This window comes from Pseudomonas sp. GW460-LB5 (assembly GCF_059423245.1).
In genome coordinates, this window is the sequence record NZ_JBWKXT010000014.1 from 26123 (window position 1) to 39923 (window position 13801).

The window sequence follows — 13801 nt, forward strand, 5'->3', positions numbered from 1 at the left end:
TGCGTCGCGATTGGGCTGCGCAGCAGCCCTTGGCAACTCAATCGCAATAAAATAACCAACACGCATAACTTGATCCAAAAGTAATTCTTACAACTAATAATTAGCATAGAACCAAAAAGACTTTTACAGCGCTCATCCATACGAATACGGTCTTAGAAACCAACGTGTTCCAGGGATGAATACCCATGAGTCACCCCCCTTCTGCCAGCGCGCTTGCCGAACTCACCCGGGCCCTGGCCGCCAACGCCGAACGCTACGACCGCAGCGGCCAGTTCCCCGCCGATAACTTCGACCTGCTGCAGCGTCACGGCCTGCTGGGTTTCACCGTGCCGCGCCATTTGGGCGGCGGTGGCGCCGACCTGGCCAGTGCGCGCCAGGTAGTCGCCGCTGTCGGCAAAGGTTGCCCGTCCACCGCACTGATCCTCGTAATGCAGTATCTGCAGCACTTTCGCCTGCAGGACGAAGACCGCTGGCCCGAGCACCTGCGCCTGCAAGTGGCCCGCGACGCGGTGGCCGACGGCGCGCTGATCAACGCGTTTCGCGTCGAACCTGAACTGGGCACGCCCGCCCGCGGCGGCCTGCCGGCCACCGTCGCCCGGCGCACCGCCGAGGGCTGGCGGTTGTCCGGGCGCAAGATCTACTCCACCGGCAGCCACGGCCTGACCTGGTACCTGGTATGGGCCCGCAGCGACGACCAGGACCCACTGGTGGGCGGTTTCCTGGTGCGCAAGGACACCCCGGGCATCCGCATCGTCGAAGACTGGGACCACCTGGGCATGCGCGCCACCTGCAGCCATGAAGTGCAGTTCGACGAGGTGCTGATCCCGCTCGATCATGCCGTCAGCGTCAGCCCGGCCAGCGCACCGCGCGCCGAGCTCGACAGCACCGGCCTGCTGTGGATGGCAGTGTTGCTGCCTGCGCTGTACGACGGGGTGGCCCAGGCCGCACGCGACTGGCTGGTGCAGTTCCTGAACCAGCGGGCGCCATGCAACCTCGGCGCACCGCTGGCCAGCCTGCCGCGTTTCCAGGACGTGGTCGGGCGTATCGACACCCTGCTGTTCGCCAACCAGAGCCTGTTGAACGCGGCCGTGACCGGGCAGGTCGATCCGCGCCACGCCGGGCAGCTCAAGCACCTGGTCAGCCGCAACGCCATCCAGGCCGTGGAACTGGCCATCGAGGCTGCCGGCAACCCTGGCCTGTCGCGGCGCAACCCGCTGGAGCGGCACTACCGTGATGTGCTGTGCAGCCGCATCCACACCCCTCAGGATGACGTGGTACTCGGCCATGTCGGCCGCGCCGCCTTGGCAGAGGTGGCAGCATGAGCCATTCGATCATCGCCAGCCAGCTGGACGCACCGGCCAACCAGTACCTGCGCGAACGGTTGCCCGACCATGAGGTGATCGATATCGCCCCGGGCCAGTTGCATCTGGACGTTCCTGCCGACGTGTTCATCGTGCGCCCGATCAATGTACGCGGTAACCGCGTGGACAACCCTCCAGCGGGCTGGCCGTGGTCGTTGCGCTGGGTGCAGGTGGTGTCCTCGGGCATCGACTTCTACCCTGGCTGGGTGTTTCAGGGCCCGCCGGTCACCAGTGGCCGCGGCGCCAATGCCGAGCAGGTGGCCGAATTCGCCCTGGGCCTGGTGTTTGCTGCGGCCAAGCAGTTGCCAGGCCTGTGGGTCAAGGACGCCGACTGGCGCCTGACCCCGCTGGCCCCCGTGCGTGGTCGCACCTTGGGCATCTTCGGCTTCGGCAGCATCGGCCAGAGCCTGGCACGCAAGGCGGTGGCGCTGGGCATGTCAGTACTGGCGCTGAACCGCCCAGGCCAGCCCATTGCCCAGATGCCGGGCGTGCAGCGCGTCGACAACCTGCAGCAACTTTTTGCCAGCAGCGATCACCTGGTCATCGCCGCCCCGCTCACCCCCGCCACCCACGGCCTGATCGACCGTCAGGTGCTGGCCCAGGCCAAGCCCGGGCTGCACCTGATCAACATCGCCCGTGGCGGGCTGCTGGACCAGCATGCCCTGCTCGAAGCCCTGGAAAGCGGCCTGATCGGCCGCGCCAGCCTTGATGTCACCGATCCGGAACCACTGCCGGCGGGCCACCCGCTGTACCAGCATCCTCGGGTGTTTCTGTCACCGCACACCTCGGCGATTTCCGAGGACGGTTACCCGGCCCTGCTCGATGCGTTTCTCGACAACTTCGCCCGTTACCGCGAACAGGCACCGCTGCACAACCTGGTCGACACCCAGCGCGGCTACTGAACCCACACTTATTGGAGAACACCATGACTGCACTGTCTGTCGTCATCGCCCAGGAAAACACCGTACGCCAACGGGTCAGCGCCGAAGAGTGGGAGGTGCGGGTCAAACTGGCCGCCGCCTACCGCCTGGCCGCGCTGTTCCGCTGGACAGACCACATCTACACCCACTTTTCGGCACGCGTGCCGGGGCCCGACGAGCATTTTCTGATCAATGCCTTTGGCCTGCTGTTCGACGAGATCACCGCGTCCAACCTGGTGAAAGTCGACGTGGACGGCACCATCATCGACGACCCGCTGGGCCTGGGCATCAACCAGGCGGGCTATGTGATTCACAGCGCGATCCACCGCGCCCGGCAGGACCTCAAGGCCGTGCTGCACACCCACACCCGCGATGGCGCGGCGGTGTCAGCGCAGCGCGACGGCCTGCTGCCGATCTCGCAGCACGCCCTGGCGTACTACAGCCGGGTGGCTTACCACGACTACGAAGGCGTCGCCCTGGACCTGGACGAGCAGCAGCGGCTGGTGGCCAACCTGGGCGACAGCAACATCCTCATCCTGCGCAACCATGGCCTGCTGACCGGGGGTGTCAGCGTAGAGCATGCCTTCCGTGAACTGCACGGGCTGGAGCGGGCCTGCAACATCCAGGTAGCGGCGCAGGCCGGAGGCAATGACCAGTTGCTGCATGCTGCGCCGGCGGCGATTGCCAAGGTGCATGAGCAGTCCAAGCGGTTTTCCGACGGGTTGGGTGAAGGGATCCAGCGGCACTGGGATGCGCTGATCCGGCAGCTGGACCGGGAGGGGCTGGATTACCAGGACTGACAGGTTTTCTGTGGCCTCCAGCCCCCACAAGAACCCCACTGGATTGAGGCCTGTGGTGATCCTGTGCGAGCTGGCTTGCCGGCGATAGGGCCCGAACAAACACCTCATACCCCATTTAAGGATCACCCAATGCCCCCATTACACCTGGCCAGAAGCCTGCTGGCCTGCGCCACCCTGGCCTTCACGCTCGCCGCCTGCTCCCCCTCCGGCGAAGATGCCACCAGCAAAACCCTGAACATCGCCTTCTGGGGCGACAACACCACGCTGGTCAGCGTCGACCCGTTCCAGGTCTACTGGCTGGAGCACCGCGTACTGCTGCGCAACGTCGCCGAATCGCTCACTGACCAGGACCCGGCCACAGGCCGCATCATCCCTTGGCTGGCCAGCAGCTGGGAGGTCAGCGACGACGCGCTGCAGTACACCTTCCACCTGCGCCAGGACGTCTCCTTCAGCAACGGCGAGCGCTTCGACGCCCAAGCCGTGAAAACGGCCTTCGACAGCAACAAGGCCTTCGCTGCACAACTGCCCGCCACATTCGGCGCCACCTACCTGGCCGGCTTCGACCATGCCGAAGTGGTCGACCCGTTCACCGTCCGCCTGGTGCTTTCACGGCCCAACGCCGGCTTCCTGCAGGCCACATCCACCACCAACCTGGCCATTCTCGCCCCGGCCTCCTACGCGCTCAGTGCCCAGGAGCGTTCATTGGGCAAAATCATCGGCACCGGCCCGTTCATCCTCGAACACTACACCCCGGAAGTCGGCGCACGCCTGGTCAAGCGAGCGGACTATGCCTGGGCCTCGGCCAACGTCAAAAACCCTGGCGCCGCCCACCTGGACCGCGTGGAGATCAGCTATATCCCCGAAGAAAGCGTGCGCAACGGCCTGTTCCTGCAGGGCAAGGCTGACATCCTCTGGCCACGTAACCCGTTCTCCGAGGTTGACCTGAAGCTGTTCCAGGCAAAGGGTGCGGCCATCCAGAGCCGCTCGTTGCCAGGCCCGGCGCTCAACCTTTACCCCAACACCCGCAACGGCCGCCTGCTGGGTGACCGCCAGGTGCGCCTGGCCTTGCAGAAGGCCATCGACCGCACCAGCTATGCGCACACCGTCTACAACGCCGAATTCCCGGTGGTGACCGGCGTGTACGACGTGACCACGCCGTACTTCAAACCACAGACCAGCAAACTGGCCTACGACCCGCAGGGCGCCGAGCGCCTGCTGGATGCCGCCGGCTGGCGCAAGGGCGATGACGGCTACCGGCACAAGGACGGCAAACGCCTGACCCTGCGCTACAACCTCACCCCTGCCGAAAGCGCCGGTGATGTGCTGGTGCAGGACCAACTGCGCAAGGTTGGCATCGACCTCAAGCTGAACGTGCTGACCCGTGCCGAATGGGTGGCCGGCAACGCTTCGGGCAACTACGACCTCACCTCCACCTACATGACCCGCGCCGATCCGATCATCCTGCAGACCATCCTCGACCCGCGCGCCGCCAGCAGTGCCACCTTGGCCACCAATACTTACGAGCCACACGCACTGGCCCAGGCACAAACCTTGTTCGACAACGGCATTACCGCCACCCACGACGAACAACGCGCACAGGCCTATGGCCAGCTGCAAGACCTGCTGGTTGACGAAGCCTCGGCGTTCCCGCTGTACGAACGCGTGTGGCAAGCCGCCACCGCACCTCGGGTCAAGGACTTCCGCTGGACCGCCGAAGGTTTTGCCTTCCTCAGTGACATCCAGGTCGCGCAGCCATGAACCGCTACCTGATCGGCCGCATCGGCCAGGCGCTGCTGGTGCTGTGGGGCGCCTACACCATCACCTACTTCATTCTCTATCTGCTGCCTGGTGACACCCTGGCGATCATGCTCAGCGCCTCGGGTATGGAAGCCGATGGCCTGTCGCCCGAGGACCTGGCGAAGGCACGCGCCTACTACGGCCTGGACAAGGGCATTTTCGAGCAGTATTTCGACCTGCTATGGCGGGCACTGCACGGTGACCTGGGCCAGTCGTTGTCACTGAACCGCCCAGTGACCGCGCTGCTGGCCGAGCGCCTGCCGCAAACCCTGGCCCTGGCTGGCTTTGCCATCGCGCTGTCGTTGCTTGGCGGCATCGGCCTGGCCTACCTCACCGCCTACCTGCAATGGCAACCGCTGAAGGTGGCGCTGTCACGCTTGCCGTCACTGGGTTTTTCGGTACCGGTGTTCTGGATGGGGCTGCTACTGATCCAGGTGTTCGCCTTTGGCCTGGGCTGGTTCCCGGCCACCGGCAGCCAGGGGTTTGCCAGCCTGGTACTGCCGGCGGTGACGCTGGCCATCCCCAGTGCTGCGGTGTACGCGCAAGTGTTGCAACGCGGTTTCCAGGGTGTGTGGCAGGAGCCCTACATCGCCACCGCATTCGCCAAAGGCCTGAGCCGTGCGCAAGTGCAGGCACGACACGGCCTGCGCAATGCTGCCCTGCCAATTCTGACCCTGGTCGGTTTGCAGGTGGGCAACACGGTGTCCGGGGCCGTACTGGTCGAAACCATCTTTTCGCGCAACGGCGTTGGCCGTTTGGCCCAGGAAGCTGTGCTGCGCCAGGACATTCCGGTGGTGCTGGCGATTGTGGCGGTATCGGCGGCAGCCTTCGTGCTGGTGAACCTGATCGTCGACCTGCTCTACCCGTACCTTGACCCCCGAATCGCCCATGCCACGAAGGTGACCTGACCATGACCGCCGATACTCACCTCCTGTGTGCTGCCCCACCGTCAGCCACCTGGAAGCGCCGCACACGCCTGCAACGCTTGGGCCAGGCGCTCGCCCCTTTGCTGGCGCGACCAGGCTTCAGCCTGGCGCTGCTGGTGGTGCTGTTCGCCCTGCTGGCGGCACTGGCGCCGCACTGGCTGACCAGTTTCGACCCTTACGCCACGTCGCCGGTCGACAAGCTACGGGCCCCTGACGCCGTCCACTGGTTCGGCACCGACGAGCTGGGCCGTGACCTGTATACCCGCGTGGTGTATGGCGCCAGCCTGTCGGTGCAGGCGGCATTGCTGGCAGTTGGCATTGCCCTGGCAGGCGGCTTGAGCCTGGGCGTACTCGCCGGGTTTGCCGGCGGGCGTCTGGATGCCGCCCTCATGCGCCTGGTCGATGTACTGTTGGCCCTGCCCGGCCTGCTGCTGGCCCTGGCCATCGTTACCGCTATCGGTTTTGGCACGGTGCCGGTGGCGATCGCCGTCGGCGTCGGCATCATCCCCGGCTTTGCCCGCACCACCCGCGGCGAAGTGCTGCGGGTCAAGACCCTGCCCTATGTCGAGGCCGCACGCCTGGGTGGCGCCAGCTGGCGCCGCACCTTGCTGCGGCATGTGCTGCCCAATGCCTGGGGGCCTGTGGCCGTGCTGGCCACCTTGGACTTCGGCGCCGCCATCCTGGCCACTGCCGGCCTGAGCTTCCTCGGTTTTGGTGCAGCACCGCCAGCGGCGGAATGGGGCACCTTGATTGCCAACGGCCGGCACTTCCTGATCACCGCACCCTGGGTGTCGCTGCTGCCCGGCCTGTTCGTAGTCGCCGTGGTGTTCAGCCTCAACCACCTTGCCCGCAGCTTCGAGGAACACCCACAATGAACAACCAGCCTTTGCTTGTGGTACGCGACCTCAGCATCCGTTATCACGCCTCTGGCCAGACCACGCAAGCCGTCAAGCACCTTACCTTCAGCCTGGGCCAGGGCGAAACGGTGGCCATTGTCGGCGAGTCAGGTTCGGGTAAGTCGACCTTGGCAAACGCCCTGCTCGGCCTGCTACCAGGCACGGCGCGCATCGACAGCGGCCAGCTGTGGGTTGACGGGCTGGATGTGGTGCGCGCCAGCGAGCGGCAGAAGCGCCAGCTGCGTGGGCGTACGGTGGGCCTGGTACCGCAAGACCCGATGGTCAGCCTGAACCCCACCCTGCGCATCGGGCAGCAGATTGGTGAGGCACTGGTGCTGGCCCAAGGCGTCCGCTCGCGCAGCGTGGATGCCGATGTGCTGGCACTCCTCGCCCAGGTTGGCCTGGACAACCCGGCCCTGCGCGCCCGCCAGTACCCGCACGAGCTGTCTGGCGGCATGCGCCAGCGGGTGCTGATTGCCATCGCCCTGGCCGGCAACCCACGCCTGATCATCGCCGATGAACCCACCAGCGCGCTGGACGTGACCGTGCAACGCAAGATCCTCGATCATTTGCAGCGGCTGGTGGCCGAGCGTGGCATCTCATTGCTGATCATCACCCACGACCTGGGCATGGCCACCGACCGCGCAAACCGCCTGCTGGTGATGAAACAGGGCGAGCTGGTGGAACACGGCTCACCTGCGCAGATCCTGAAGGCACCGCAGCACCCGTACACCCGCGCCCTGCTCAATGCCGCACCGGCATTCAGTGCCCGTCGCCAGCCCCGGCAACCGCCGCCGGGCGCAAAGCCGATCCTTAGCCTGCAGGGGGTTGGCAAAACGTTCGCGTTGCCCAAGGTAAAAGGCCAGAACAACGGCTTTGTCGCGTTGCAGGGCCTGGACTTGCAGGTTCACCCGGGGCAAACGCTGGCCATCGTCGGTGAATCCGGTTCGGGCAAGAGCACCACCCTGCGCATCGCCCTTGGCCTGGAGGCGCCCAGCCAGGGCCGTGTGCTGTTCGACCAACAGGACGTCACCGGCCACGGCTGGCGCCAGTTCCGCCCCTTGCGCCGACGCATGCAGCTGGTCCAGCAAAACCCCTTCGCCGCCCTCGACCCGCGTTTCACGGTGTTCGACAGCATCGTCGAGCCGCTGGTGGCGTTTGGCCTGCTCAAAGGTGCGGCACTGGAGCAGCGCGCACGCGAACTGATCGAACGCGTGCACCTGCCTCTGCATTACCTCGACCGCCTGCCCCGCGAACTGTCCGGCGGCCAGCGCCAGCGGGTGGCCATCGCCCGGGCGCTGGCACTACAGCCAGAACTGTTGCTGCTCGACGAGCCAGTAAGTGCGCTGGATGTATCGGTACAGGCACAGATTCTGGCACTGCTGGATGAGCTGCAACGGGAGCTGGGCATGGCTTATGTGCTGGTATCGCATGACCTGGCGGTGGTAGCGAGCATGGCTGACCAAGTGCTGGTGCTGCGCCAGGGGCAGGTGGTGGAGCGCGGGACGGTGGCGCAGGTGTTCGACAGGCCGACGAGTGATTACACGCGAGAGTTGATTGCTGCCGTGCCTGGGCGGTTGGTCACTGTTGCAGCTTGAGTTTGAAGGCCTCGGGGGCGCTTTGCGCCCCCAGCAATCTCAGGTCAGCCTCAAACTCAAAATGCATATTAAGCATCATTAAGCACTGCTGTTATTTTTGTTTTTCATAATTAGCATAGAACAACAAAGCCTTTCACAACCCCGCCCCACACCCGCTAAGGTCACTCCAGACCGACCCCTTTCCTGGCGGAGGCCGTCCACCACGACCACCCCAGGAGCCTTGCACGCATGCTACCTCTCTCACCCGCACCCCAGCTTCATCTTCGCCCACGGGCCAGGTGACGCATGACTGTCCCCATTCCATTTGCAACACAACCCACAGGTACTCCGATGAGCAAACGACAAATCCGCCTGGGCGCCATGATCCATGGCGTCGGCCACGGCTGGGGCGAATGGCGCCACCCACAGGCGCTGGCCGATGCCAGCGTCAATTTCGGCTTCTACAAACAGCAGGCAAAGCTGGCCGAGGCGGCAAAGTTCGACTTCGCCTTCATCGCCGACAGCCTGCACATTCACGCCCGCTCCAGCCCGCACTACCTCAACCGTTTCGAGCCGCTGACCATCCTTTCGGCACTGGCGGCGGTGACCGAGCACATCGGCCTGGTGGCCACGGTCACGGTCAGCTACACCGAGCCGTTCCAGGTAGCTCGCCAATTCGCTTCGCTGGACCTGATCAGCGGCGGGCGCGCAGGCTGGAACGTGGTGACCTCCTGGCTTTCCGGCACCGCTGACAACTTCGGCAAGGCTGAACACCCGCCGCATGCCGTGCGTTACCGGATTGCACGTGAGCATGTGGATGTGGTCAAGGGGCTGTGGGACTCATGGGAAGACGACGCCTTTACCCGCAACAAGCACAGCGGCCAGTTCTTCGACCCGGCCAAGTTGCACACCCTTGGCCACCAAGGTGAGTTCTTCAAGGTCAAAGGCCCGTTGAACATCCAGCGCTCGCCCCAGGGCCAGCCGCTGATCTTCCAGGCAGGCGTGTCGGAAGACGGCCGCAACTTCGCGGCGCAGAACGCCGACGCCATCTTTGTCAGCCCGGAATCGTTCGACGACGCCCACGCCTATTACCAGGACCTCAAACAGCGAGCCGCACGCCATGGCCGCGCCCCGGACGCACTGTTCATCCTGCCCGGCATCCGCCCCATCGTCGGCCGCAATGTCGAGGAGGTCGAGCAGCGCTACCAGCAGGCCGTCGACCTGGTGAGCATCGAAGATGCCCTGGTTGCCCTGGGCCGCCCATTCAACGACTACGACTTCAGCCAACATGATCTGGATGCGCCCTTCCCCGATCTCGGCACCCTGGGCAACGACAGCCACAAAGGCACCTCGGACCAGCTCAAGCAGCTGGCCCGGGATGAAAGCCTGAGCCTGCGCGAACTGGCACTGCGCTTTTCGCGCCCGCGCAGGGACTTCGTCGGCACCCCGGAGCAGGTTGCCGATGCCTTGCAGCACTGGTTTGAAAACGGGGCTGCCGACGGCTTCATCATCAACTCATTGCTACCTGACGGCCTGCAGTACTTCACCGAACACGTGGTGCCGCTGCTGCAAGCCCGTGGCCTGGTTCGCCTTGAGTACAGCGATACAACCCTGCGCAGCCATTTTGGCCTCGACGTGCCAGAAAACCGCAACACCCTGCGCCGCAACCAGGCAGCGCTTGCCTGAGCCCCCCAGACAAGGAGTTTTGTTTCATGAGCCTCGAGTTCATCGGCCTCATCGGCCCGCAGGAAAGCAGCGAATCCCAGGCACCCCGTGGCCCGCTGGTTGATCTGGCGTTCATCAAGGCCTTCTCCCAGGCCCAGGAATATGGCGGCTTCGACAAGGCATTGCTGGCGGTCAACACCAGTGCGCCGGACTCTATGATCCTGGCCAGCTACGTGGCAGCACTGACCGAGCGCATCGGCCTGCTGGTCGCCCACCGCCCGGGCTTCCAGGCGCCAACCTTCGCTGCCCGCCAGTTCGCCACCCTCGACCAGCTGAGCCGTGGCCGAGCCTCGATCAATGTCATCACCGGGGGCGACAGCGGCGACCTGCAGCGCGATGGCGACTTCCTCGACAAGGATGCCCGTTATGTCCGCACGGATGAATACCTGCAGGTACTGCGCGACACCTGGACCCGCCAGGAGCCTTTCGACCACCAGGGCATCCACTACCGCGTTGAAGACAACCTGACCTTGGTCAAACCGGTACAGCATTTGCCCATCTACTTCTCCGGTGCGTCAGACGCCGCGGTCGAAGTGGCCGCCAAGCACGCCGACGTCTACATGATGTGGGGCGAACCGCTGGAGCAGGTGCGCGAGCGCATCGCCAAGGTGCGCAAGGCCGCCGCCCGCTACGGGCGCGAGAAGCACATCCGCTTCAGCCTGTCGTTGCGACCGATTCTGGGCGGTACCGAGGCAGAAGCCTGGGCCCGCGCCGAACGTATTCTGGCCGATGCCCAAGCGCGCATCGGTATCCGCCAGGGCAATCGCCGCGAGAAAAACTTCGGCAAGAGCAACGCCGGCTCCGAACGCCTGGTGCAGCTGGCCAGCCAGCGCAAGGTGCATGACACCCGGCTGTGGACCGAGATTGCTGCGTTGGGCGGCGGTGCAGGTAATTCCACTTCGCTGGTAGGGACTGCGGACCAGGTGGCCGAGGCGGCGTTGGCCTACTACGAACTGGGGGTGACTACCTTCCTGTTCCGCGGCTTTGACCAGCTGCGCGATGCGGTGGAATACGGCCAGGACCTGATCCCGCGGATTCGTGCGCTGGTTGAACAACGTGAGGCTGGGCGCACCGCGCGCACAGCCTAGATCTCGACTCGCAGCACCGGCCTCTTCGCGGCGGTTCGACGCGAAGAGGCCGGTGCTGGAAAACACTTCCCAAACACCTTACGCCAGCCCTGTCAGGGCCTGGCGCCTATTCGCCTGCGTGCTCCACCGTATTCCGAGGACATGATGTCTAGAACACCGCTTTTCGCCCTACCCCTGGCCTGCCTGCTCACCCCGTTCGCCGACGCTGCTGCAACCACCGAAGACCAACGCCTGGACACTGTCACGGTGATCTCCACTGGCATGCGTGGCAACCAGCGCACCGTCGCCGACAGCCCGGCACCCATCGACGTGATCAGCAACGAACAGTTGCTGCGCACCGGCCGCGCCGAGCTGTCCGAGGCCATTTCCAAACTGCTGCCCTCGTTCAACTTCGGCACCAACATCGCCGGTTTCCAGTCTGGCGTGCGGCCGCTGAGCAACCGCGGCCTGGGCCCGGCCTACACCTTGGTACTGGTCAATGGCAAACGCCGCCACAACAGCGCCGTGCCGGCCAGCGGCTCGACGGACAACAGCGGTGCCAACGCCGTGGATATCGACATGATCCCGGTCAGCGCGGTGTCGCACATCGAAGTCCTCAAAGACAGCGCGGCGGCTCAGTACGGCTCGGATGCGGTAGCCGGGGTGATCAACATCATCCTCAAAAGCGCCAGCAGTGGCGGCCATTACGAAAGCAGCTATGGCCAGCTGTACAGCGGCCAGGGCGAAACCATCAAGCTGGCTGGCGACCAGGGTTTCGGCCTGGGTGACGGCGGTTTCCTGCACCTGTCGGGGGAGGCACGCAAGCGCGGCACCGCCAACTGGATCGACAAAGCCGACCCTGGTTACCGGGCCTACTTCGAGGACGACCGCCAGGCCGCCTGGGACCACCGCGCTGTGAAGAACGGCGACCCCGACCTGCGCGCCTTCAACCTCGGTTACAACGCCGAACTGCCCATCAGCGACGACCTGAAACTGTATTCGTTCGCCACCTATGCCGAGCGCAAGCTCGAAGCCTTCAACAACTATCGACTGCCCAACAGCAACGCCTCGATCCCCGAGTTGTTCCCCGACGGGTACTTCCCGCTCAACAACATCAAAGACACCGACTACCAGTGGCTGCTCGGCACCCGGGGTGCCGCCGGCGCCTGGGACTGGGACCTGTCCACCACGTACGGGCGCAACAAGAACCAGCAGTCCAGCGACCTCACCATCAACCCTACCTACGGCCCGGCCTCGCCAACCTCGTTCGATGACCTGGCGACTTTGCAGTTCGACCAGTGGGTAAACAACCTGGACATCACCCGCGCTTTTGATCGCGTGTTTGGCCTGGCCGTACCAACCCGCGTCTCGGCGGGCCTGGAACACCGTTGGGAGCGGTTCCAGACCTTCGCCGGCGACCCCGTCGCCTACGGCGTCGGGCCCTACACTTACCCGGCCACCCTGGCCGACGGGCGCCCCAACCCGCTCTACGCGCTGGCCACCGGCCAGACCGCCGTGGGCGCCCAGGCTGCGCTGACCATCCGCCCGGAAGACGAGGCCGATGTGAAGCGCAACAACTATGCCGCCTACATCGACCTCGGCCTGGACCTGACCCCGCGCTGGTACCTGGGCACCGCCGCGCGCGTCGAGCACTACGACGACAACTCGGGCAACACCGCCAGCTTCAAGCTCAATTCACGCTATGAACTGAGCGAAACCGTGGCAATCCGCGGCACTTTGGGCAGCGGTTTCCGTGCCCCGTCGCTGACCCAGAGCGGCTATACGGTCAGCGACAACCGCACCGCGCTGGACGCTGACGGCAATGTGGTGCCGGCCTTGCGCCGCACCGTGGCGCCTGGCAGTGCCGCGGCGCTGGCATTCGGCGGCGACAAGCTCGACCCGGAGAAATCGCGCAACGCCGGCCTGGGCCTGACCTGGCAACCGGCGCGCCGTACCAGTGTCACCCTGGACACCTACCTGATCGACATCGACGACCGCATCCTGTTGACCGAAAACCTCTACGACCGGCAGAACGGTGCCGGTGCTATTGGCGATATGCTCCAAGCACTGGGCCTGGCACGCACCACCTGGATCAACTACTACACCAATGCCTTCGACACCCGTACCCGCGGCCTCGACCTGGTAGGTGACCACACCAGCGAATTCGGTGCCTGGGGCGATGTGCGCTGGACCTTGGGCTTCAACTGGAACAAGACCACTGTGCGCGGCAGCCGGGGCACGCCCGCAGCGCTGGCGGCAGCCGGTATCGAGGTGGTCGGCCATGGCCGCGAAGGTGACCTGGTGGCGGCCTCCCCGAAAACCAAATGGGTACTGGGCAGTCAGTGGTTGCTGGGTAGCTTCACCGGCACCTTGCAGACCACCCGCTACGGCAAGGTCGAAACCTGGCAGCAGAATCAGGCCCAGGACCGCACCTTCGGCGCCAAGTGGATTACCGACCTGGACCTGTCGTACCTGCTGTTCGACAGCTTGACCGTCAGCCTGGGCGGCACCAACATCTTCAATGTACGGCCCGACAAGAACGGCGTGTACAACGCCAACGGCAACCAGGCGGCCTACGGCAACCCGCCGTTTCATCCAGGTGGCGGGTACTGGTACACCAAGCTGGCGTATGACTTCTGAAAACATCCTTTGGGTTTAGCGCGGACCTCAGTGGGAGCGGGCAAGCCCGCGAATCAGGCAGATGCGGTGGATGGCACCGGCTTTGCCGGTGT

The 13801-nt window shown here is 64.9% G+C and carries 10 protein-coding genes; all 10 read left to right on the forward strand.

Features of this window, described 5'->3' with window-relative positions; translation table 11 throughout:
• Positions 1-185 precede the first annotated feature (185 nt).
• The 10 genes from AC07XM_RS11080 to AC07XM_RS11125 all read left to right on the forward strand — a co-directional run bounded on the left by AC07XM_RS11080 (position 186) and on the right by AC07XM_RS11125 (position 13709).
• Entirely contained in the window at positions 186-1322 is a 1137-nt protein-coding gene (locus AC07XM_RS11080; protein ID WP_102689072.1) for an acyl-CoA dehydrogenase family protein, read from the forward strand.
• A complete protein-coding gene (locus AC07XM_RS11085; RefSeq protein WP_095117116.1) occupies positions 1319-2263 on the forward strand; it encodes a D-isomer specific 2-hydroxyacid dehydrogenase family protein in 945 nt (314 codons plus the stop codon). Before AC07XM_RS11080 ends, AC07XM_RS11085 begins: the two co-directional genes overlap by 4 nt.
• 23 nt (positions 2264-2286) lie before the next feature.
• On the forward strand, positions 2287-3081 hold the full coding sequence (locus AC07XM_RS11090; protein ID WP_060516406.1) for a class II aldolase/adducin family protein: 795 nt from the start codon (positions 2287-2289) through the stop codon (positions 3079-3081).
• A 129-nt stretch (positions 3082-3210) separates the two neighbouring features.
• Complete coding sequence (locus AC07XM_RS11095; protein WP_016486735.1) at positions 3211-4839, forward strand: ABC transporter substrate-binding protein; 1629 nt, start codon at positions 3211-3213, stop codon at positions 4837-4839.
• Positions 4836-5786 (forward strand): ABC transporter permease, encoded by a 951-nt coding sequence (locus AC07XM_RS11100; RefSeq protein WP_016486734.1) that lies wholly within the window; start codon positions 4836-4838, stop codon positions 5784-5786. The genes AC07XM_RS11095 and AC07XM_RS11100 overlap by 4 nt, the downstream gene beginning before the upstream one ends.
• Before the next feature lie 2 nt (positions 5787-5788).
• Positions 5789-6679, forward strand: coding sequence for an ABC transporter permease (locus AC07XM_RS11105; protein ID WP_016486733.1), 891 nt, complete (start codon positions 5789-5791; stop codon positions 6677-6679).
• Positions 6676-8298, forward strand: coding sequence for a dipeptide ABC transporter ATP-binding protein (locus tag AC07XM_RS11110; RefSeq protein ID WP_016486732.1), 1623 nt, complete (start codon positions 6676-6678; stop codon positions 8296-8298). The genes AC07XM_RS11105 and AC07XM_RS11110 overlap by 4 nt, the downstream gene beginning before the upstream one ends.
• Positions 8299-8628: 330 nt before the next feature.
• The gene (locus AC07XM_RS11115; protein WP_102689073.1) at positions 8629-9963 is read left to right on the forward strand and encodes an LLM class flavin-dependent oxidoreductase; all 1335 of its coding nucleotides are present in this window, start codon (positions 8629-8631) and stop codon (positions 9961-9963) included.
• Between the two features lie 26 nt (positions 9964-9989).
• Positions 9990-11090 (forward strand): LLM class flavin-dependent oxidoreductase, encoded by a 1101-nt coding sequence (locus AC07XM_RS11120; protein ID WP_102689074.1) that lies wholly within the window; start codon positions 9990-9992, stop codon positions 11088-11090.
• Positions 11091-11234: 144 nt separating this feature from the next.
• Complete coding sequence (locus AC07XM_RS11125; protein ID WP_102689099.1) at positions 11235-13709, forward strand: TonB-dependent receptor plug domain-containing protein; 2475 nt, start codon at positions 11235-11237, stop codon at positions 13707-13709.
• The last annotated feature ends 92 nt before the right edge of the window (positions 13710-13801 follow it).